We start from the raw sequence: 19981 nt of genomic DNA, 5'->3' as shown, positions 1-19981 counted from the left end.
GGGTGCCCGGATCGTCCGCCGGCCGGGACCAGCCGCGCCCCCTGGCCGGGACCGGCCGGACGACCATCGTGCGCGTAGCCGCCACGCCGGGGAAGGTTTTCCGGCAGGATTCGGCTATGCCCCCCGAGCACATGCCGGGGCGTCCCGTCCCCGCGCCCGATGCCCGGCCGATCTCCACCGCCGACCTGGCCCGCGCCGAGGTGCGCCCCCGCCATCCGACGATCATCGGCGGCGAGGCGTGGTGGGAGGAGGACCGCCCGGCCGAGCACGGACGGCGCACCATCGTGCACCGGTCCGCGACCGGCGCGCCGCGCGAGCTGCTGCCCGCGCCGTGGGACGCGCGCACCCGGGTCCACGAGTACGGTGGCCGGGCGTACGCCGTCGTGCCCGGCGGCGGCGTCGTGTTCACCCACCACGGCGACCAGCGGCTCTACCTGCTGCCATCCGGACCGGCCCGGGCGCCGCGGCCGCTCTCCCCCGAGCCGGAGGTGCCGGGCGGCCTGCGTTACGCCGAGCCGGCCGCGCGGGACGGCCGGATCTGGTGCGTGCGGGAACGGCACTCCGGCGACGGCAAGGTGGACCGTGCCATCGTCTCGCTCCCGCTCTCCGGCGGCGAGCCGGTGGCGCACGTGACCGGCAGCGACTTCTACGCCGCCCCGGTGCTCTCCCCGGACGGCGCCCACCTGGCCTACATCTGCTGGGACCACCCGCTGATGCCGTGGATCGGCACCGAGTTGCGGGTGACCCGGCTGGCCGACGGCCGGACCCGGCGGGTCACCGGCGGCCCCGCCGAATCGGTGCTCGCCCCCGTGTGGAAGGACGAGCGCACGCTCTACCTGCTGTCCGACCGGTCCGGCTGGTGGAACCTCATGGAGTGCGACGTCAACGGCGGCCCGCCCCGGCCGCTGTGCCCGGCCGCCGAGGAGTTCGCCTGGGGGCTGCCCGAGCTGGGCGGCACCCCCTACGCCCCGCTCGCCGACGGCCGGCTCGCCGTGCTGCACGGCCGCGGCGACCTGCGGCTGGCCGTCCTGGACCCGGCGACCGGCGCGCTGGCCGACGCCGGGCCGCCGTACCCGGGCTGGGTGCCCTCGCTGAGCGCCGACGGCCTGGCGGTGTGCGGGGTGGCCTACGGCCCGGGCGTGCCGCACTCGGTGGTGCGGGTGGACGCCGGCACCGGACGGGCCGAGGAGCTGCGGCGGGACGCCGGCCGGCTCCCCGCCGCGCTGCCCGGTCCGCGGCCGCGCCCGGTGGAGATCGACGGGCGGTTCGGGCGGCGGGTGCACGCGATCGTCCACCCGCCCGCCGGGCCGGACGATCCGGCACCGCCGTACGTGGTGTTCGTCCATGACGGCCCGGCGGCGCACGCCACCACCGCGTTCGACCCGGTCAAGGCCTATCTCACCGGCCGGGGCATCGGGGTGCTGGACGTCGACCACGGCGGCTCCACCGGTTACGGCCGTGCCTACCGCGACCGGCTGCGCGGCGGCTGGGGGGTGGTCGACGTGCAGGACGTGGTCGCCGCCGCCGAGTGGCTGCTGGCCGCCGGCCCGGCCGATCCGCGGCGCATCGCGGTCCGCGGCTTCGGGGCCGGCGGCTGGACGGCGCTCGGCGCCTGCTGCGACTCCGGACTGTTCGCCGGCGGGGTGGCGATCGCGGGGGTCACCGCGCTGGGCTCGCTGGCCGCCGCCACCCATGACTTCGAGTCGCGGTACGTGGAGTGGCTGGCCGGACCGGCCGACCCGGCCCGGTACGCCGCCCGGGAGCCGCTGGCCCGCGCCGGGCGGATCTCCTGCCCCACGCTGCTCATGCACGGCCTGGACGATCCGGTGGTGCCGGCCGGCCAGTCGGAGGCGTTCGCCGACGCCCTCGCCGAGCGCGGCGTCTCGTGCGCGTTCCTGGCCTTCGACGGCGAGGCGCACGGCCTGCGCCGGGCGGAGACCCGCAGCGCGGCGCTGGCCGCCGAGTTCGCCTTCTACCAGCAGATCTTCCAGATGTGACCGGCACCGGCCGGCGGACGACCCGGCGGGCGACTCAGCGGGCGAACTCGGTGGCGCGGGACTCCCGGACGACCGTCACCCGGATCTGCCCGGGATAGGTCAGCTCCTCCTCCACCTGCTTGGCCACGTCCCGGGCGATCACCTGAGCCTGGATGTCGTCGATCGCGTCCGGCCGGACCATGACCCGGATCTCCCGGCCCGCCTGCATGGCGAAGACCTTCTCCACCCCGTCGTAGGACTGGGCGATCTCCTCCAGCCGCTCCAGCCGCTTGACGTAGGCCTCCAGCGACTCGCGGCGGGCACCCGGCCGGCTCCCGCTGATCGCGTCGGCGGCCTGGGTCAACACCGCCTCCACGGTGCGGACCTCCACCTCGTTGTGGTGCGCCTCGATGGCGTGCACGACGTCCTCGTGCTCGCCGTACCGGCGGGCGATCTCGGCGCCGATGAGCGCGTGGCTGCCCTCCACCTCGTGGGTGAGCGCCTTGCCGATGTCGTGCAGCACCGTGCAGCGCTTGAGCAGCATCGGATCCAGCCGCAGCTCGGCGGCCATGATGCCGGCGATGTGCGCCGACTCGACCAGGTGGCGGAGCACGTTCTGCCCGTAGGAGGTGCGATAGCGCAGCTGGCCGAGCAGCATGACCAGCTCGGGGTGCATGTCGGTGATGCCGAGCTCCACCAGGGCGTCCTCCCCGGCCCGCACGCACAGATCCTTGACCTCCTCCTTGCTGCGCTCGTGCGCCTCCTCGATGCGCTGCGGGTGGATGCGCCCGTCCAGCACGAGCTTCTCCAGGGTGAGCCGGGCCGTCTCCCGGCGCACCGGGTCGAAACAGGACAGCAGCACGGCCTCCGGGGTGTCGTCGATGATCAGATTGACCCCGGTGGTGGACTCGAAGGCGCGGATGTTCCGGCCCTCGCGTCCGATGATGCGGCCCTTCATCTCGTCACCCGGCAGGTGGACGACGCTGACCACCGACTCGGCGGTCTGCTCGGTGGCCACCCGCTGCACGGCCAGCGTCACGATCTTGCAGGCCCGCTTCTCGCCTTCCTTGCGGGCCTCACTCTCGATCTCCCGGATGATCAGCGCGGCCTCGCGCTTGGCCTGGTTCTCGATGGCCATCACCAGCTCGGCCTTGGCCTGGTCCGCGGTCAGGCCGGCCACCCGTTCCAGCACCTCGCGGCGCTGCTCGGCGACCCGGTCCAGCTCGACTCGCCGGCCGGCCAGCTCGGACTCGGTCTCGGTGATCGTCCTGGCCCGCTCGGCCTGCCGGCGGGCCTCCTCGTCCAGCCGCCGCTCGCGCTCGGCCAGCCGGTTCTCCCGGCGCTCCAGGTCGGCCCGCAGCTCCTTGATCTCGTCCTTCAGGCCGCGGGCCTCGTCCTCGACCTGCCGGCGCATCCGCTGCGCGTCCTCGGCGGCGGCCTCGGCCCGGCGCAGTACCTCGCCGGCCTGCGACTCGGCCTGGCTGCGGATCTCCACCCCGGCGCGGCGGGCCTCGTCCAACTCGGCCTGGGCGTCGGCGACCTGCTCGGCGGACGGCCCCGCGCCGCCGGGCCGGCCACCGGCCCGCCGCAGCAGCACCATCGGCACGACAACCGCGACCACCGCCAGCAGGACAACGGCTACCGCCAGCATGATCACGACTGTCGAGTTCATGCGCGCCCACCCCTCCTCGCGTCGCTTCCAGCACGCGAGGTGTCACACGCACAGCACGGGCCGCCCCGGCCAGGCACCCTGACCAGACGAATATATCCGGGCACACCGCGTGATATCACACTCGCTGCGCCGGAAATGATCGATGTAGATCGTCCGTCGTTGACCGTTATGGCAATCCGCACTGCGCGGAGTAACTCCTCACTGTGGTCGAGATTAAGCGTCAGAGAGGTAACGAGCAAGCAAAGACCGCCCGCCGGACGGGGTGAGTCTGCTCATGTCACCCGCTCGATGACTCACGTCGCTGACCATTTGTCGGGTTCGTCAGGAAATGTCGGCACCGCGCCCGGGGCAGGAACGGCGGCCCGGCCGGCGATCCGGCATCCACCGGCCCGCGCCGGCCGGAGCGCCGCCCGGTGAACCGGGCTTGTGGCGGCGGCATCGGAAGATCTTCTGCGGCGTGGGCACCATCCACGACCGGGCGGGTATGGGGCGGCCATGGCACAGATCGGCTACACGTTGATGTCCGAGCAGACCCCGGCCCGGCAACTGGTCCAGGACGCCGCCGGGGCGGAGCGGGCCGGGTTCGACTACCTGACCATCTCCGACCACTACTTCCCGTGGCTGGAGGACATGGGCCACTCCCCCTACGCCTGGTCGGTGCTCGGCGGGGTGGCCCAAGCCACCGACGCCATCCCGATGATGACCTACGTCACCTGCCCGATCATGCGCTACCACCCGGCGGTGGTCGCGCAGAAGGCGGCGACCGTCGGCGCGCTCTCGCAGGACCGGTTCACCCTCGGCCTCGGTGCCGGGGAGAACCTCAACGAGCACATCATCGGGCAGGGATGGCCGCCGGTGAACATCCGGCACGAGATGTTCGGCGAGGCCATCGAGATCATCCAGGCGCTGCTCCGCGGCGACTATGTCAACTACCGGGGCGACCACTACACCGTCGACTCCGCCAAGCTCTACGATCTGCCCGATCGGCCGGTGCCGATCGGCGTGGCCGCGTCCGGCGCCCAGTCGGTGGACCTGGCGGCGGAGTACGGCGACGCCCTGATCGCCACCCAGCCGGACGCCGAACTGGTGCGCGGCTTCCACGCCGCGGGCGGCGCCGGCAAGCCGGTCTACGGCCAGCTCGCCATCTCCTACGACACCGACATCGCGGCGGCCGAGGAGCGCGCGCACCGGCTGTGGCGCTGGTTCCCCGCCGGCTGGAAGGTCATGGCGGAGTTGCCCTCTCCGGTGAACTTCGCCGCCTACTCCGCGTTCGTCCGGCCGGAGGACGTGACCGGGCAGGTGCCCTGCGGGGCGGACGTAGACGCGGTCGTCCAGGCCGTCAAGAAGTTCACCGACGCCGGCTTCACCCACGTCGCCCTGGTACAGGTCGGGGCGGAACACCAGCGCGAATTCCTCGGCTGGGCCGAGAAGGATCTCCTGCCCGCCCTGCGCGCCCTGTGAGGCGGGCCGACCGGCAGGGAAGATCGGGCCTGCGGTCGGCGGGCATCGGACCCGGCGCCGTCGCCCCGGACGACCGCTCGACCGGGCGTTCACCCGCCTCCCGGCCGCCTCCTGGCCGCCGGGAGGCAAGCCGGGCGTCGCCGGCAGGCGTTCGCCTCCGACACCCTCAGTCGAAGGTGTCCGGCAGGTCCTCGGCGGGATGGTCCTCGGCCTCCAGCGCCTCCCGCACGACGCGGTAGGCGAGGCCGCTGGAGTAGCCCTTGCGGGCGAGCATGCCGGCCAGCCGCCGGACGCGGGCCGGGGTGGCCAGCCCGCGGGTGCCGGGCAACCTGCGCTCCACCAGCCGCCGGGCCGTCTCGATCTCCTCGTCCGGATCGAGCCGGTCGACGGCCTCCCGGACGACCTCCTCCTCGACCCCGCGGTTGCGCAGCTCGGCGGCCAGCGCCCGGCGGGCCAGCCCGCGCCCGGCATGCCGGGAGCTGACCCACGCCGCGGCGAAGGCCTCGTCGTCGATCAGCCCGACGTCGGAGAACCGGGACAGCACCGAATCGGCCGCGGCATCGGGGATGCCCCGGCGGCGCAGCGCCTCGGCCAGCTGGGCCCGGGTGCGCGGCGCCATGGTCAGCAGGCGCAGGCAGACCGCCCGCGCCACCGCCGCCGGATCACCCGGTGGCCCGTCGGCCGCCGCCGAACCCGGCACCGGGCCGTCGGCCCCGAGATCCGGCCGGGGCTGCGGATCGCCGCCGTCCCGCCGGGACCGGCCGGCCCGGCGGCGACGGCGATCGGCGGCCGGCCGCCCCGGCCGCTCTTCGACCCAGGCCCCCCAGTCGCCGCGGCGAAGGCCGTCCGGAGTCTCATCGTGCGCCGTCATCGGATCGGGTCCGCTCAGACGTCACCCGGCTTGGGCGCCTTGCCGCGACCGGCCGCCGCCGGAGCGGCGGACCGGCCGGCCGGCCCGGTGGCCGGAGCCCGGCCGGCGGCCGCCGGGCCCGCCGGCGGCGCCATCGGCTCGGCCGGGGTGTCCAGCCGCGGCCCGACGCCGAGCTTCTCCTTGATCTTCTTCTCGATCTCGTTGGCGATGTCGGGGTTGTTCTTCAGGAAGTTACGGGCGTTCTCCTTGCCCTGGCCGAGCTGGTCGCCCTCGTAGGTGTACCAGGCGCCGGCCTTGCGCACGAAGCCGTGCTCCACGCCCATGTCGATCAACCCGCCTTCGCGGGAGATGCCGATGCCGTAGAGGATGTCGAAGTCGGCCTGGCGGAACGGCGGGGCCATCTTGTTCTTCACGACCTTGACCCGGGTGCGGTTGCCGACCGGCTCGGTGCCGTCCTTCAGCGTCTCGATGCGGCGCACGTCCAGGCGCACCGACGCGTAGAACTTCAGCGCCTTGCCGCCGGTGGTGGTCTCGGGCGAGCCGAACATGACACCGATCTTCTCGCGGAGCTGGTTGATGAAGATGGCGGTGGTGCCGGTGTTGTTCAGCGCGCCGGCCACCTTGCGCAGCGCCTGGGACATCAGCCGGGCCTGCAGGCCGACGTGGCTGTCGCCCATCTCGCCCTCGATCTCGGCCTTGGGCACCAGCGCGGCGACCGAGTCGATGACCACCAGGTCGACCGCGCCGGAGCGGATGAGCATGTCGGCGATCTCGAGCGCCTGCTCGCCGGTGTCGGGCTGGGAGACCAGCAGGGCGTCGGTGTCGACGCCGAGCTTGCGGGCGTAGTCGGGGTCGAGCGCGTGCTCGGCGTCGATGAACGCGGCGATGCCGCCGGCCCGCTGGGCGTTGGCCACCGCGTGCAGCGCGACCGTGGTCTTACCGCTGGACTCAGGACCGTAGATCTCGACGATGCGGCCGCGCGGGAACCCGCCGATGCCGAGGGCCACGTCGAGCGCGATGGCACCGGTCGGGATCACCTCGATGGGGGCGCGGGCGTCATCGCCGAGACGCATGACCGACCCCTTGCCGAACTGCCGCTCGATCTGGGCGAGCGCGGTCTCGAGCGCCTTCTCGCGGTCGTTGGCTGCCATGGAGTGCCCCCCTAGAGGGTGTTGAAGTCTTTTCCGTCGCCTGGAAGCTACGGGGCGCCACCGACAATTTCCGCCGGGCGCGCCCACGGGCGCCGGTCCGTCAAATATAGCCGAACGATTGTTCGATCGGGGGCCGACGCGGCCGGAGACCCGCCGGCCGGAGAAAGGATCTCGGCGGCCATCGCTCCCGGGCCGTCGCGGTGTCCGCGACTCCCGCGAGTGCGGCCGTCAGCGCAGCCGGGAGTCGACGTCGGTGACGCCGCAGACAGCGCGCCAGACCTCTTTGGCCCCCACCCCGTCGGCGAGCGCCTGCACCACCGTGCGCCCGCCCAGCTCGGCGAGCACATAGTCCTGCGCCCAGGACTGGGCGTATCTGTCGCCGAAGTGGCGGTGCATCCTGTTCCAGAAGTCCGTCAAACGCATCTTCCCAGTATGAGCCACCCGAAGGGCCGGGCCGGGGCCGGCGATGAGGCACTCGGCGGCCCCATCTGGCGTCACTCGCCGTCCACACCCGGGCACGCGATGGGCCCGGCCCGGGGCCGTGGCACCCGCGGCCGGGCCGCACGGCCCGGTTCACGGCCCGGTTCAGAGCACCCGGGAGCCGTACATCTCGCCGAGCGGGTCGGCCAGCAGCTCCAGCCGAGCCCCGTCCGGGTCGCGGAAGTAGATCGAGGCGTCGCTCTCCAGCTGGTAGGGCACCTGGGCCTCGTCGAGCTTGTCACGCAGCCGCTCCCACCGGCCGCGCTCGACGGAGATCGCTATGTGGTGCAGCCCGCCGAGGACCTCCTGGTAGGGACCGAGATCCAGCCCCGGGAGGTCGAAGAAGGCGAGCAGGTTGCCGTTGCCTATATCGAAGAAGAAGTGGTTGGAGCCCTTGTAGTCACGGTTCTCGAAGATCTCGGTCAGCGGGAACTCCAGGAGGCCCTGGTAGAACTCGATGGTCCGCTCCACGTCGGAGCAGATGAGCGCGAAATGGTGAAGCCCGCGGGCACTGCTTTCCGGGCGCCGCTCACGCAGGTGCGTCTGGCGGATGCGCTCCCGGGCCGCTTCGATGGCCGCGTAATCGATTGCCATACCTCAGGGGACGGCCCGGCCCGGGCCGATGTCAAGTTCCGGTATGTCCCGCAGGTCGACATAGCCGGCCCAGACCGGCGCCCGTCCAGGTCACGCGGGGGGCATGGCGCGTTCTGTCGGTGGCGGGCGGCAGGATGAAGCCGTGACCGGATCCGTGCTCGACCTGTTCACGCCGGTGACCCGCGAGTGGTTCACCGGCTCCTTCGCCGCGCCCACGGCCGCGCAGGAGGCCGCGTGGCGGTCGATCGCGCGGGGCGACCACACCCTGGTCGTCGCGCCGACCGGCTCGGGCAAGACCCTGGCGGCGTTCCTGTGGTCGCTCGACCGGCTGGCCGCCGAGCGGATGTCCGCCACGCCGGCCGGCCCGGCCGCGCCGGCACCCCGCGCGGGCCGGCGAGGCGCCGCCGCGGCCGAGCGCCGGGGCGGGCGCTGCCGGGTGGTCTACGTCTCACCGCTCAAGGCGCTGGCGGTCGACGTCGAGCGCAACCTGCGGGCGCCGCTGGCCGGCATCCGGCAGACCGCGCGCCGGACCGGCCGGCCGGCCCCGGCGATCTCGGTGGCGGTCCGGTCCGGCGACACCGCGGCCGAGGAGCGGCGGCGCTTCGCCACCGACCCGGCCGACATCCTGATCACCACGCCCGAGTCGCTCTACCTGCTGCTCACCAGCCGGGCGCGTGACGCGCTGCGCGAGGTCGACACCGTGATCGTCGACGAGGTGCACGCGGTGGCGGCCACCAAGCGGGGGGCGCACCTGGCGCTCACCCTGGAGCGGCTGGACGCGCTGCTGGCCCGCCCGGCCCAGCGCATCGGCCTGTCGGCCACCGTCCGGCCGGTGGCCGAGGTCGCGTCCTTCCTCGGCGGGGCCCGGCCGGCGACCGTGGTGCAACCCCCCTCCGACAAGGTGATCGACGTCGAGGTGGTCGTCCCGGTCGAGGACATGACCGAGCTCGACCGGCCGCCGGCCACGGCGGCCGGCGGCGCCGAGGCCGGCGCCGAAGCCGGCCTGGCGGGCGATCCGCCGGCGCGGCGGTCCATCTGGCCGCACGTGGAGGAGCATCTGCTCGACCTGATCGGCGCGCACCGCTCGACGATCGTGTTCGCCAACTCGCGGCGGCTCGCCGAGCGGCTGTGCGCCCGGCTCAACGAGCTGGCCGCCGCCCGCACGGCGCCGGCGGAGCCCGGCCGCGCCGGGCCGGGGCCGCAGGCGGCCCCCGCCGAGCTGATGGCGCAGGCCGGCGCGGCCGCCGGCGTCGCTCCGGAGGTGGTGCGCGCCCACCACGGGTCGGTGTCCAAGGAGGAGCGCGCCCAGATCGAGGAGGCGCTGAAGTCCGGCCGGCTGCCCGCCGTCGTCGCCACTTCCAGCCTGGAGCTCGGCATCGACATGGGCGCGGTCGATCTGGTGGCCTGCGTGGAGTCGCCGCCCAGCGTCGCGAGCGGCCTGCAGCGCATCGGCCGGGCCTGCCACCAGGTCGGCGCGGTGTCCAAGGGGGTGATCTTCCCGAAGTACCGCGGCGACCTGCTGCAGACGGCCGTGGTCTCCGAGCGCATGCGGTCCGGCGAGATCGAGGAGATCCGCCATCCGCGCAACCCGCTGGACGTGCTGGCCCAGCAGATCGTGGCGATGTGCGCGCTCGACGAGTGGACGGTGGACGAGCTGGAGACGCTGGTCAGGCGGGCGGCCCCCTACGCCACCCTGCCGCGCAGCGCCCTTGAGGCGACGCTCGACATGCTGGCCGGCCGCTATCCCGGCGAGGAGTTCGCCGAGCTGCGGCCGCGCGTGGTGTGGGATCGGGTGACCGGCCGCCTCACCGGCCGGCCCGGCGCGCAGCGCCTGGCGGTGACCAGCGGGGGCACGATCCCCGACCGGGGCATGTTCGGCGTCTTCCTGGCCGGCGGCGACACCCGGCGCGGCGGCCGGCGGGTCGGCGAGCTGGACGAGGAGATGGTCTACGAGTCCAGGGTGGGGGACGTGTTCGTGCTGGGCGCCACCTCCTGGCGGATCGAGGACATCACCACCGACCGGGTGCTGGTCTCCCCGGCGCCGGGGCAGCCCGGCAAGCTGCCGTTCTGGCACGGGGACACCCCCGGCCGCCCGGCCGAGCTCGGCCGGGCCCTCGGGGCGTTCCTGCGCGAGATCTCCGGCGGCTCGACCGACCGCCTGGCGGCCGCCGGCCTGGACGAGTACGCCATCGGCAACCTGCTGGCCTACCTGGCCGAGCAGCGGCAGGCCACCGGGCACCTGCCCGACGACCGCACCCTGGTGATCGAGCGGTTCCACGACGAGCTCGGCGACTGGCGGGTGGTCGTCCACAGCCCCTACGGCGCCCGGGTGCACGCCCCCTGGGCGCTGGCGATCGGGCGGCGGCTGCGCGAGCGGTACGGCGTCGACGTGCAGGCGACCCACTCCGACGACGGCATCGTGCTGCGCATCCCCGACACCCTGGAGGGGGCACCCGGCGACGTCGCGGTGTTCGACGCCGACGAGATCGAGCAGATCGTCACCGAGGAGCTGGGCGGGTCGGCGCTGTTCGCCTCCCGGTTCCGCGAGTGCGCCGGCCGGGCGCTGCTGCTCCCCCGGCGCAACCCCGGCCGGCGCGCCCCGCTGTGGCAGCAGCGGCAGCGGGCGGCCGACCTGCTGAAGGTCGCCGGCCGGTACGGCTCGTTCCCGATCGTGCTGGAGACCATGCGCGAGTGCCTGCAGGACGTCTTCGACGTGCCCGGCCTGATCGCTCTCATGCGCGACGTGGCCGCCCGCCGGGTGCGGGTGGTGGAGGTGGAGACCGCGCAGGCGTCCCCGTTCGCGGCCTCCCTGCTCTTCTCCTACGTCGGCGCCTTCATGTACGAGGGGGACGCGCCGCTGGCCGAGCGGCGGGCGCAGGCGCTCGCCCTGGACACCCGCCTGCTGGCCGAGCTGCTGGGCGAGGCCGACCTGCGCGAGCTGCTCGATCCGGACGTGGTGGCCGACACCGAGCGAGAGCTGGCCCGGCTGGACCGGCCGCTGCGCGACGCCGAGGACGTCGCCGATCTGCTGCGCACGCACGGGCCGCTGCTGGAGGAGGACGTCGTGGTACGCGACGGTTCCGCCGCCCTGCTGGCGGAGCTCGCGGCCGCCCGCCGGGCGATCCGGGTCCGGGTGGCGGGGACGGAGTGCTGGGCGGCGATCGAGGACGCCGGGCGGCTGCGCGACGCCCTCGGTGTACCGCTCCCGGTGGGCGTGCCGCACGCGTTCCTGGAGCCGCTGGCCGACCCGCTGGGCGACCTGCTCGCCCGGCACGCCCGCACCCGCGGCCCGTTCCCGGCCGCCACCGCCGCCGCGCGCTTCGGCCTGGGCGCCGCGGTGGTCACCGACACGCTGCGCCGGCTCGCCGCCGCCGGCCGGGTGGTGCCCGGCGAGTTCCGGCCCGGCGGCCGGGGCGAGGAGTGGTGTGACGCGGGGGTGCTCCGGCTGCTGCGCCGCCGGTCGCTGGCCCGGCTGCGCAAGGAGGTCGAGCCGGTCCCGCCGGAGGTGCTCGGCGCCTTCGCGCCCGCCTGGCAGGGCATAACCGCCGGCCGTCCGGCCGGTGGCACCGACGCGCTCGTGCACGCGATCGAGCAGTTGCAGGGCGCGGCGGTGCCCGCCTCGGCGCTGGAGTCGCTGGTGCTGCCGAGCCGGGTCGCCGGCTACCATTCCGGTCTGCTGGACGAGCTGACCGCCTCCGGCGAGGTCATCTGGGCCGGCCAGGGCGCGCTGCCCGGCGGGGACGGCTGGGTCGCGCTGTTCTTCGCCGACACCGCGCCGCTGCTGCTGCCGCCGCCGGCCGAGATCACCATGACGCCGCTGCACGAGCAGATCATGACGGCGCTGGGCGGTGGCGGCGCGCTGTTCTTCCGGGACCTGTCCGGCCGGGCCGGGCCCGCCGACGACACCGTGCTGGCGGCGGCGCTGTGGGACCTGGTGTGGTCGGGGCGGGTGTCCGGCGACACGCCGGCCCCGCTGCGGGCCACGCTGGGCACCGGCCGGCCCGCGCACCGCCCACCCGGCTCGCGCCGCCGGGTGGTGCTGCCGACCCGGTCCGGCCCGCCCACGGTGAGCGGCCGGTGGTGGGCGCTGCCAGAGCCGGCCGGTGATCCGACGATGCGGGCGCACGCCCAGGCCGAGGTGCTGCTGGAACGGCACGGTGTGGTGACCAGGGGGGCGGTGGCGGCCGAGCGGCTGGCCGAGGGGTTCGGCGCCGTCTATCCGGTGCTGCGCGCCTTGGAGGAGAGCGGGCGATGCCGCCGGGGCTACTTCGTGGAGGGCCTGGGCGGCGCCCAGTTCGCCCTGCCGGGTGCCGTCGACCGGATGCGCGCCATCGGCGCCACCTTGGCCGACGGGCCGCCGGCCGAGCCGGACGCCGTCCGGCCGGTGGGCGCCCTCGCCGCGCGCGAGTGGGCCGGGGACGTCCCGGCCCGCCGGGGCCGGGCGGGCGGCGGCGAGCGGCGGGCGGTGGTGCTGGCCGCGACCGATCCGGCCAACCCGTACGGCGCCGCGCTGCCCTGGCCCGCGCACCCGGGCGAGGTCTCCCACAAGCCGGGGCGCAAGGCCGGCGCGCTGGTGGTGCTGCTGGACGGCCGGCTGGTGCTCTACGTCGAGCGCGGCGGGCGCACCCTGCTGTCGTTCGCCGACGACGACCGGCTGCGGCCGGCCGTGGACGCGCTGGCGCTGGCGGTCCGGGACGGCGCGCTGGGCAAGCTGACGGTGGAGAAGGCCGACGGCGCGGCGATCACCGGCTCGCCGCTGGCCGCCGCCCTGGAGGAGGCCGGGTTCCACCCCACCCCGCGCGGCCTGCGGCTGCGCCGCTGATCCCTCGGCGCGTCCGGCCGGCGCGCATGACCGGATCACGATAGGCTAACGAGAGTTTCTCTAAACAAACTTTCTTGTTAGTTTGACCAGCGGATATCCATGCACGATCGTCCAGCCCTTTCCTGGCGCGGCACCGGCCGCACCAGGACCCGCATCCGGCCGGAGATCGGGCGGTCCGGTGGCCGCCCGGCGCCGAGGACCACCCCCGTCCTCGGCCGGCCACTGCCGGCCTACCGCGGTTCACCACCGGGCCATCACATCACCGCAGGTAGGACGGCACCCCGGCCTCCGGGCCGTCCGGCGTGGCCGTGAAAGGCTGGCACTGAGGGGCCGATGTCATTCCCGAGGCGAGGAGTCGAGCAGGACCATGTCTGAGTTCTCCGCGAACGGGCCCATCCCGCCGGACGGCGACCCCGGCCTGCACCGCCTGGCGGCGGGCACGCTGCTGGCCGCCTTTCCGGGCACGACCGCGCCCGACTGGCTGCTGCACGATCTCGCCGCCGGGCTCGGCGGCGTCACCCTCTTCGGGTTCAATGTGGCGGACGCCGCCGGGCTCACCGCGCTGACCACCCGCCTGCGCGAGGCCGGGGACCCGGTGATCTCGCTGGACGAGGAGGGCGGCGACGTCACCCGGCTCGCCTACCACGTGGGCAGTCCCTATCCGGGCAACGCGGCGCTCGGCGCCGTGGACGACGTGGAACTGACCCGCCGGGTATACCACTCGATCGGCGACGAGCTTGCCCGGTGCGGGGTGAACCTGGACATGGCGCCGGACGCGGATGTCAACACGGCCGACGACAACCCGATCATCGGGACGCGCGCCTTCGGCGCGGACCCGGCACTGGTGGCCCGGCACACCGTGGCGGCGGTGCACGGGCTGCAGGAGGCCGGCGTGGCGGCCTGCGCGAAGCACTTCCCCGGGCACGGGGCCACCCGGCAGGACTCGCACCTGGAGATCCCCGAGGTGGACGTGCCGCGCGAGGTGCTGTGGGAACGGGAGCTGGTCCCGTTCCGGGCCGCGATCGAGGCCGGCACCAAGTCGATCATGACGGCGCACGTGCGGGTGCCGTCCCTGACCGGGCGCGAGCCCGCCACCCTGTCGGCCCCCGCGCTGACCGGGCTGCTGCGGACCGAGCTGGGCTACGACGGAGTCGTGATCTCCGACGCGCTGGACATGCACGCCATCAGCGAGTCGGTCGGCCTCGGCGGCGGTGCGGTGATGTCGCTGGCCGCCGGCGCCGACCTGCTGTGCCTGGGGCCGCTGCCCACCCGGACGCAGGTGGCCGAGATCGGGCAGGCGATCGTGACCGCGGTCGGCGACGGCCGGCTCACCGCGGCGCGCCTGGAAGAGGCCGCCGAGCGAGTGGCCCGGCTGCGCGCGTGGTTCGGCGGGCCGCGCCCGGCGGCCCCGGACGGCGAGGGAGTCGGGCTGGCCGCCGCCCGCCGGGCGGTGAGCCTGTCCGGCACGCCGCGCCCGCTCACCGACCCGCTCGTGGTCGAGGTGGAGACCCCGCCCAACATCGCGGCCGGCGACGTGCCGTGGGGTTTCGCGCCGTGGCTGCCGGCCGCGGAGGTCGTCCGCACCCGGCCGGACCCGGCCGAGGTACCCGGCCTGCTGGACCGGGCCCGGAATCGGTCCCTGGTCATCGTGGTCAGGGACGCCCACCGGTACCGGGAGAGCCGGGACATCGTGTCCGCGCTGCTGGCCGCCCGGCCGGACGCCACCCTGGTGGAGATGGGGCTGCCGATCTGGCGGCCGCCGGCCGCGGCCTACATCGCCACCTACGGCGCGGCGCGCGCCAACGCGCGGGCCGCCGCCGAGCTGCTCACCACCTGATCCGTGCCGGATGCCGCAGGGTCAGGAGGCGAAGATCTCCTCGCGGGCCCGGTCCAGCGCGGCCAGGATCGCGCCGCGCAGCACCGGGCGTCCCGGCACCTCGCCGGTCACCACGTCGGGGCGGATGGGGCACATGCGGGCGACGGCCGCGGCCACCCGCCGGGTGAGCGGGCCGCCGCCCGCCCGGCCCACCTCGCCGCTGAGCACCACCAGCGCCGGATCCAGCACGACGCACACCGAGGCGACGCCGAGTGCCAGCCGCCGGGCCAGCTCGTCCAGGAACTCCTCGCCGCCGGCCGCGCCGGCCGCCGCGGCGTGTACGGCCTCGGCGGCCGGCCGGCCGGCGAACCCGTGCGCGGCAGCCAGCTCGGCGACCGCCTCGGCGCTGACCAGGGAGGCCAGGCCGCCCGCCAGCGCGGGCAGCCGGCCGGGCACCGCACGGACGTCCTCGGCCGGCGGCACGCCCGGCACCGGCAGGTAGCCGATCTCGCCCGCGCTGCCGGACCGGCCCCGGTGCAGCCGCCCGCCGAGCACGACGGCCAGGCCCACGCCGCGCTCGATCCACAGCAGCACGAAGTCGTCCACCCCGCGCGCCGCGCCCTGCGACCGCTCGGCGAGGGCGGCCAGGTTCACGTCGTTCTCGATGGTGACCGGCAGGCGCAGGTCACGCGCCAGGGCGTGGTGCCCGATCCGCTGCCAGCCGGGCAGGTCGAAGGAGAACCGGACCTCTCCGGTGCGCGGGTCCACCACACCCGGGGTGCCGATCACCATGCCCTTCAGCCGGCCCGGTGCCACCCGGGCCGACCGGCCCGCCTTCAGCACGGCGTCGCGGATCATCGGTACCGGGTCGTCGTGGTCGCCCGGCGAGACGGTCGCCTCCGCGACGATCTCGCCGTTGATGCCGGCCACGGCGGCGGTGACCTGTTCGGGGCCCACCTCCAGGCCGGCGACGTAGGCGGAGGACGGGATCACTCCGTACAGGGCGGCGTTCGGCCCCCGGGTGCCCGCCTGCTCCCCCACCACCTCGACCAGCCCGCGTTCCTCCAGCCGGGACAGCGCCTGCGAGGCGGTGACCTTGGACAGGCCGGTCAGATCGCCGATCTGGCCGCGGGTGAGCGGCCCGGAGGCGAGCAGCAGCTCCAGCGCCGCCCGGTCGTTGATCTCCCGCAGCAACCTGGGCACGCCAGGACGTCGCTCCATCGCCCGCTTTCTTCCGTGATCCCCCCGGCCACGCCGGACGTGGCCCTGCAGTAAAGCTTCCTGCCAGTTTAGCGGCGCCCGCCGGCGACCGGGCGGCACGCTCGCCCGCCGCGGGCCATATCCGCTCACCCCGTGCCGGGGCTTGCCTCACACCGGAGCCGAGCCCGAAGATCGCTCATGTCCCCGGGAGGATGTCATGGGTGAGCCCGCCGTCGCACCGCCGCCCCGTACCGGCCCCGCGGTCCGGTCACCGTTCGGCCGGCACGCGCGCCGGGCCGCCGCCGCGGCCGCCCGGCGGACCCGCCGGGCGGCGCCAGCGCTCACCACGGCCCTCGCGGTGCTGCTGCTGACCGACGCGCTGCGGGTGTTCCTGCCGTCGCTGATCACCCTGTTCGGCCGGGCCGGCGACACGCCGCCGGAGCGGATGGGGGCGTTCGCCGCCCTGTGGTTCCTGCTGCCGCTGGCCGCCGTCCCGGCCGCCCGGCCGGCCGGGCCGAGACCGGTCCTGCTCGCCGGGGCGGCGCTGCTGGGCGTGGCCCGGCTGGCGCTGCAGGCCACCGGCGGCGGCACCGCGCAACTGTACGTGAGCGGCGCCGGCGTGTCGGCCGGCCTCGTCGTGCTGTACGGGTGCGCCCGCGTCGTGCCGCGCCGGTCGGCGCCCGCGGGGCTCGCGGCCGGGCTGGCCGCCGCCGCGATCGTCCAGCTGGCCCTGGACCAGGTGGACCTGGCCTGGCGACCGGGTCCGTGGCCGTTCGTCGCGGTCGCCGCGCTGTGCGTCGCGCTGCCGGCCTGCGCCCGGCTGGTGCCCTCGACCGCCGATCCGGCGTCCTGGCACCTGTGGTTCCTGTTCGGCCCGGCGCTGGCCCTGCACGGCATGTACCTGGCCACCATCGGGCTGGCCGGGCCGGACGGCGGCGCCGGGCAGGATCCGGTGGCACGGGCCGTGACGGTGGGGCTGCTGGTGGCCGGGCAGCTCGCCATGGCGTCGTTCGCCGCCGCACCGCCGGCCCGCTGGCAGATCGCGGTGGCGGTGTTCCCGCTGTCGGCCTGGCTGCTGATCGCCGCGGACTCCCCGATCCCGGCGCTGATCGCCGCGCCGGCCCTGGGCGCCTGCCTGGGGGTGGCCGCGGCGCCGCGCGCCGCCGGTCCGGCGCGGGGCGGCGGCGCGCTGTTGGGGGGCACGCTGGTCTTCCTGGTCGCGGTGTTCGCCTACTACGCCGCCTACGACGCCGATCTGGGCTTTCCCAACCGCCTGGTCCCGGTACTGCTCGCCGCGCTGGTGGGCGGGGTCGCGTTCGCCGCGGGCCGGGGCCGGCGGATGCTGCTCACCGCGCCGCCGCCGGGCCGGGCGGCCGTGGCGGTGACGATCGTGGTCGCCGTGACGGTCGCCGCCATCACCTGGCGCCCGCCGCCGGCGGCGCGCGCCGTGACCGGGGACGGGTTCACGGTGGTCGCCTACAACATCCGGATGGGGTTCGGGCTGTCCGGCCGGCTCGACCTGGACCGGGTGGCCGGCTGGGTGCGCGGTACCGGCGCGGACGTGGTGCTGCTGAGCGAGGTGGACCGGGGCTGGCTGCTCAACGGCGGGCACGACGGCCTGGCCAGGATCGCCCGCGGGCTGGGCATGCGGCACTACTTCGCCCCGGCGGCCGACGCGCTGTGGGGGGACGCCGTGCTGACGAACCTGCCGGTCCGGCAGATCGCCTCCCATCCGCTGGGCCGGCACGGGTATCCCACCGGGGCGCAGGCGCAGGCCGTGGTGCTGGAGGTGGGCGGCACCGAGGTGGGCGTCGTCAACACCCACCTGCAGTCTCCACCGGGCCAGGCGCCGGAGGTGGCGGCCATCGCCCGGGATCTGGCGGCCGGGGTGCCGGCCCGGGACGCCGGCACGCCCCGCGCGCGCCGGACCGGACCGGCCCGGCCGCTGCTGCTGGCCGGCGATCTCAACACCACGCCCGCCGATCCGGAGATGCGGGTGCTGACCGCGGCCGGGCTGGCCGACCCGCTCCCGGCGTTCGGCGACCCGCCGACGTCGCCGGCCGACCGGCCGGTCCGGCGGATCGACCACCTGCTGGTGAGCCCGGGATTGACGGTGACCGGGGCGTGGGTTCCGCGCGTCCCGTTCTCAGATCATCTCCCGGTGGCGGCGCGGGTGCGCGTAACCAGTGTTAAGCAGGCGGGATAATCGATAACATGCGTCTTTCCGCCCGAGTCGACTACGCCCTGCGCGCCGCGGCCGAACTCGCCGCCGCCGGCAGCGGGCCCACCACGGTGGGCGAGCTGGCCAAGGAGCAGGAGATGCCGCCCAAGTATCTGGAGAACATCCTGCTCCAGATGCGCCGGGCGGGCCTGGTCCGTGGGCAGCGCGGCCCGGAGGGCGGCTACGTCCTCGCCCGCCCGCCCGCCGACATCTCCCTCGCCGACGTGATCCGCGCGGTGGACGGGCCGCTGGCCAACGTCCGCGGCGAGCGGCCCGAGCACGTCGGCTACCGCGGTGCGGCCCGGTCGCTGCAGCAGGTGTGGATCGCCCTGCGGGCCAGCGAGCGCGCGATCCTGGAAGAGGTGACCCTCGACCAGATCGCCGCCGACCGCCTGCCCGAGAGCGTCATGCGGCTGGCCGCCGACCCGGCGGCCTGGGACTGACCGGTGCCCGAAGGGGACGCGGTCTACCGGGCGGCGGCGCGGCTGCGCGGCGCGCTGGACGGGCGGACGCTGACCGTCTCCGATTTCCGGGTGCCCCGATACGCCACCGCCGACCTGACCGGGCGGGCGGTGCTCACCACCGAGTCGCGGGGCAAGCACCTGCTCACCCGGGTGGAGGGCGAGCTGACCGTGCACACCCACCTGCGGATGGAGGGAAGCTGGCGGGTGCAGCCGGCGGGCACCCGGCCACCGCGCGGCGATCAGGTGCGGCTGGTGCTCGGCAACGCGGTCCGGCAGGCCGTCGGGCTGCGGCTCGGCATGGTGGACCTGCTGCCGACCGGGCAGGAGCACCGGGTGGTCGGGCATCTGGGCCCGGATCTGCTGGCGCCGGACTGGGCGGACGACCACCTGCGGCGGGCGGTGGCCGCACTGGCCGCCCGGCCGGAGGTCACGATCGGGGAGGCGCTGCTCGACCAGCGGAACGTGGCGGGGATCGGCACCATCTGGCGCGCGGAGACGCTCTTTCTGGCAGGGGTCTCGCCCTACCGGCGCGTCGAGGAGGTCGATCTGGCGAAGGTGGTCGCGCTGGCCCGCCGGCTGCTGCTGGCCAACCGCGACCGGTCGCAGGGACCGGTCACCACCGGCGATCAACGCCCGGGCCGGCGGTTGTGGGCGTACGGGCGGGCCGGGCGGCCCTGCCTGCGCTGCGGTGCCGGGATCGTCGGCGCCGAACTGGGCGCGCGGCCACAGGAACGAGTGGTGTTCTACTGCCCCGCGTGCCAGCCATGACCGCCGGCCGGCGCCGGGCAGGACGCGGAGGCGCTGCCGCCGCCGCGACGGTGACCGCGCCGGTTACGCGGCCACCATGTCCTTGACCTCCGGGAAGCCCTCGAACTCGGGGCCGGAGATCGTGGTGGACACGGAGTCGGGAATGGGCAGGCGCTCGTGCTCGGGCACGTCGGCGAGCACCGGCGCGTGCTGGAGCTCGGCCAGGGCGAACTGGTCGGACACCTCGCGGAGCACCTGTGACAGCGGCACGCCGAGGGCGCCGCAGATCGAGGCGAGCAGCTCCGAGGAGGCCTCCTTCTGGCCGCGTTCCACCTCGGACAGGTAGCCGAGGGAGACACGGGCAAGAGTCGAAACCTCACGCAGGGTGCGCGCCTGCCGCACCCGCAGCCGCCGCAGTACGTCACCGAGCAGCTGACGCAGCAGGACCATCTGTCGCTCCCTCCCGGGCGCGGGCGTCTTCACGACGCTCCGCGGGGTCGGTTCAT

At 75.2% G+C, this 19981-nt stretch carries 14 protein-coding genes; 7 read left to right on the top strand and 7 right to left on the bottom strand.

Features of this window, described 5'->3' with window-relative positions; genetic code table 11:
* The first annotated feature begins 116 nt into the window (after positions 1 to 116).
* A complete protein-coding gene (locus Sru01_RS16275; protein WP_239137480.1) occupies positions 117 to 1997 on the top strand; it encodes a S9 family peptidase in 1881 nt (626 codons plus the stop codon).
* A 34-nt stretch (positions 1998 to 2031) separates the two neighbouring features.
* On the opposite strand, the gene rny is transcribed toward Sru01_RS16275, so the two are convergent.
* On the bottom strand, positions 2032 to 3648 hold the full coding sequence (gene rny, locus Sru01_RS16270) for a ribonuclease Y (protein WP_239137479.1): 1617 nt from the start codon (positions 3646 to 3648) through the stop codon (positions 2032 to 2034).
* 495 nt (positions 3649 to 4143) lie between these two features.
* Between rny and Sru01_RS16265 the strand changes: the two genes are divergently transcribed.
* Positions 4144 to 5109, top strand: coding sequence for a TIGR03557 family F420-dependent LLM class oxidoreductase (locus Sru01_RS16265; protein ID WP_203985520.1), 966 nt, complete (start codon positions 4144 to 4146; stop codon positions 5107 to 5109).
* A 166-nt stretch (positions 5110 to 5275) separates the two neighbouring features.
* Here the strand turns inward: Sru01_RS16265 and recX are convergent, their stop codons facing one another.
* The 4 genes from recX to Sru01_RS16245 form a co-directional block, all read right to left on the bottom strand.
* Positions 5276 to 5980, bottom strand: a complete 705-nt coding sequence (gene recX / locus Sru01_RS16260; RefSeq protein ID WP_203985517.1) for a recombination regulator RecX — start codon at positions 5978 to 5980, stop codon at positions 5276 to 5278.
* 14 nt (positions 5981 to 5994) lie between these two features.
* Positions 5995 to 7131 carry a recombinase RecA gene (gene recA, locus Sru01_RS16255; protein ID WP_203985514.1) on the bottom strand — a complete coding sequence of 379 codons (1137 nt, stop codon included), beginning with the start codon at positions 7129 to 7131 and terminating at the stop codon, positions 5995 to 5997.
* 228 nt (positions 7132 to 7359) lie between these two features.
* Entirely contained in the window at positions 7360 to 7554 is a 195-nt protein-coding gene (locus Sru01_RS16250) for a DUF3046 domain-containing protein (protein WP_203985511.1), read from the bottom strand.
* Positions 7555 to 7716: 162 nt separating this feature from the next.
* Positions 7717 to 8205: a VOC family protein gene (locus Sru01_RS16245; RefSeq protein WP_203985509.1), complete on the bottom strand. Its 489-nt coding sequence runs from the start codon at positions 8203 to 8205 to the stop codon at positions 7717 to 7719.
* 142 nt (positions 8206 to 8347) lie between these two features.
* On the opposite strand from Sru01_RS16245, the gene Sru01_RS16240 reads away from it, so the two are divergent.
* Together Sru01_RS16240 and Sru01_RS16235 are read left to right on the top strand one after the other, a co-directional pair.
* Positions 8348 to 13027, top strand: coding sequence for an ATP-dependent helicase (locus Sru01_RS16240; RefSeq protein ID WP_445009380.1), 4680 nt, complete (start codon positions 8348 to 8350; stop codon positions 13025 to 13027).
* Positions 13028 to 13394: 367 nt separating this feature from the next.
* Positions 13395 to 14864 carry a glycoside hydrolase family 3 protein gene (locus Sru01_RS16235; RefSeq protein ID WP_203985503.1) on the top strand — a complete coding sequence of 490 codons (1470 nt, stop codon included), beginning with the start codon at positions 13395 to 13397 and terminating at the stop codon, positions 14862 to 14864.
* A 21-nt stretch (positions 14865 to 14885) separates the two neighbouring features.
* Here Sru01_RS16235 and Sru01_RS16230 read toward each other — a convergent pair whose 3' ends face one another.
* Positions 14886 to 16064 (bottom strand): ROK family transcriptional regulator, encoded by a 1179-nt coding sequence (locus tag Sru01_RS16230; protein WP_203985501.1) that lies wholly within the window; start codon positions 16062 to 16064, stop codon positions 14886 to 14888.
* 196 nt (positions 16065 to 16260) lie between these two features.
* Between Sru01_RS16230 and Sru01_RS16225 the strand changes: the two genes are divergently transcribed.
* Genes Sru01_RS16225 through Sru01_RS16215 form a run of 3 tightly spaced genes read left to right on the top strand, consistent with a single transcriptional unit; the run spans position 16261 to position 19496 of the window.
* Positions 16261 to 18249: an endonuclease/exonuclease/phosphatase family protein gene (locus Sru01_RS16225; protein WP_203985498.1), complete on the top strand. Its 1989-nt coding sequence runs from the start codon at positions 16261 to 16263 to the stop codon at positions 18247 to 18249.
* Positions 18250 to 18257: 8 nt separating this feature from the next.
* Complete coding sequence (locus Sru01_RS16220) at positions 18258 to 18707, top strand: RrF2 family transcriptional regulator (protein ID WP_203985495.1); 450 nt, start codon at positions 18258 to 18260, stop codon at positions 18705 to 18707.
* 3 nt (positions 18708 to 18710) lie between these two features.
* Positions 18711 to 19496 carry a DNA-formamidopyrimidine glycosylase family protein gene (locus tag Sru01_RS16215; protein WP_203985492.1) on the top strand — a complete coding sequence of 262 codons (786 nt, stop codon included), beginning with the start codon at positions 18711 to 18713 and terminating at the stop codon, positions 19494 to 19496.
* A 63-nt stretch (positions 19497 to 19559) separates the two neighbouring features.
* Here the strand turns inward: Sru01_RS16215 and Sru01_RS16210 are convergent, their stop codons facing one another.
* Positions 19560 to 19925, bottom strand: coding sequence for a helix-turn-helix domain-containing protein (locus Sru01_RS16210; RefSeq protein ID WP_203985489.1), 366 nt, complete (start codon positions 19923 to 19925; stop codon positions 19560 to 19562).
* Positions 19926 to 19981 lie beyond the last annotated feature (56 nt).

The organism is Sphaerisporangium rufum (assembly GCF_016863395.1).
Classification (GTDB): domain Bacteria; phylum Actinomycetota; class Actinomycetes; order Streptosporangiales; family Streptosporangiaceae; genus Sphaerisporangium; species Sphaerisporangium rufum.
The sequence above is the reverse complement of the archived record's forward strand: the minus strand, read 5'-3'. Positions and strand labels throughout refer to the sequence as shown.

Bases quoted from the DNA above. Each gene is read 5' to 3' on its own strand.
- Sru01_RS16275 (WP_239137480.1), top strand. From the start codon at position 117: ATGCCCCCCGAGCACATGCCGGGGCGTCCCGTCCCCGCGCCCGATGCC.
- rny (WP_239137479.1), bottom strand. From the start codon at position 3,648: ATGAACTCGACAGTCGTGATCATGCTGGCGGTAGCCGTTGTCCTGCTG.
- Sru01_RS16265 (WP_203985520.1), top strand. From the start codon at position 4,144: ATGGCACAGATCGGCTACACGTTGATGTCCGAGCAGACCCCGGCCCGG.
- recX (WP_203985517.1), bottom strand. From the start codon at position 5,980: ATGACGGCGCACGATGAGACTCCGGACGGCCTTCGCCGCGGCGACTGG.
- recA (WP_203985514.1), bottom strand. From the start codon at position 7,131: ATGGCAGCCAACGACCGCGAGAAGGCGCTCGAGACCGCGCTCGCCCAG.
- Sru01_RS16250 (WP_203985511.1), bottom strand. From the start codon at position 7,554: ATGCGTTTGACGGACTTCTGGAACAGGATGCACCGCCACTTCGGCGAC.
- Sru01_RS16245 (WP_203985509.1), bottom strand. From the start codon at position 8,205: ATGGCAATCGATTACGCGGCCATCGAAGCGGCCCGGGAGCGCATCCGC.
- Sru01_RS16235 (WP_203985503.1), top strand. From the start codon at position 13,395: ATGTCTGAGTTCTCCGCGAACGGGCCCATCCCGCCGGACGGCGACCCC.
- Sru01_RS16230 (WP_203985501.1), bottom strand. From the start codon at position 16,064: ATGGAGCGACGTCCTGGCGTGCCCAGGTTGCTGCGGGAGATCAACGAC.
- Sru01_RS16225 (WP_203985498.1), top strand. From the start codon at position 16,261: ATGGGTGAGCCCGCCGTCGCACCGCCGCCCCGTACCGGCCCCGCGGTC.
- Sru01_RS16220 (WP_203985495.1), top strand. From the start codon at position 18,258: ATGCGTCTTTCCGCCCGAGTCGACTACGCCCTGCGCGCCGCGGCCGAA.
- Sru01_RS16210 (WP_203985489.1), bottom strand. From the start codon at position 19,925: ATGGTCCTGCTGCGTCAGCTGCTCGGTGACGTACTGCGGCGGCTGCGG.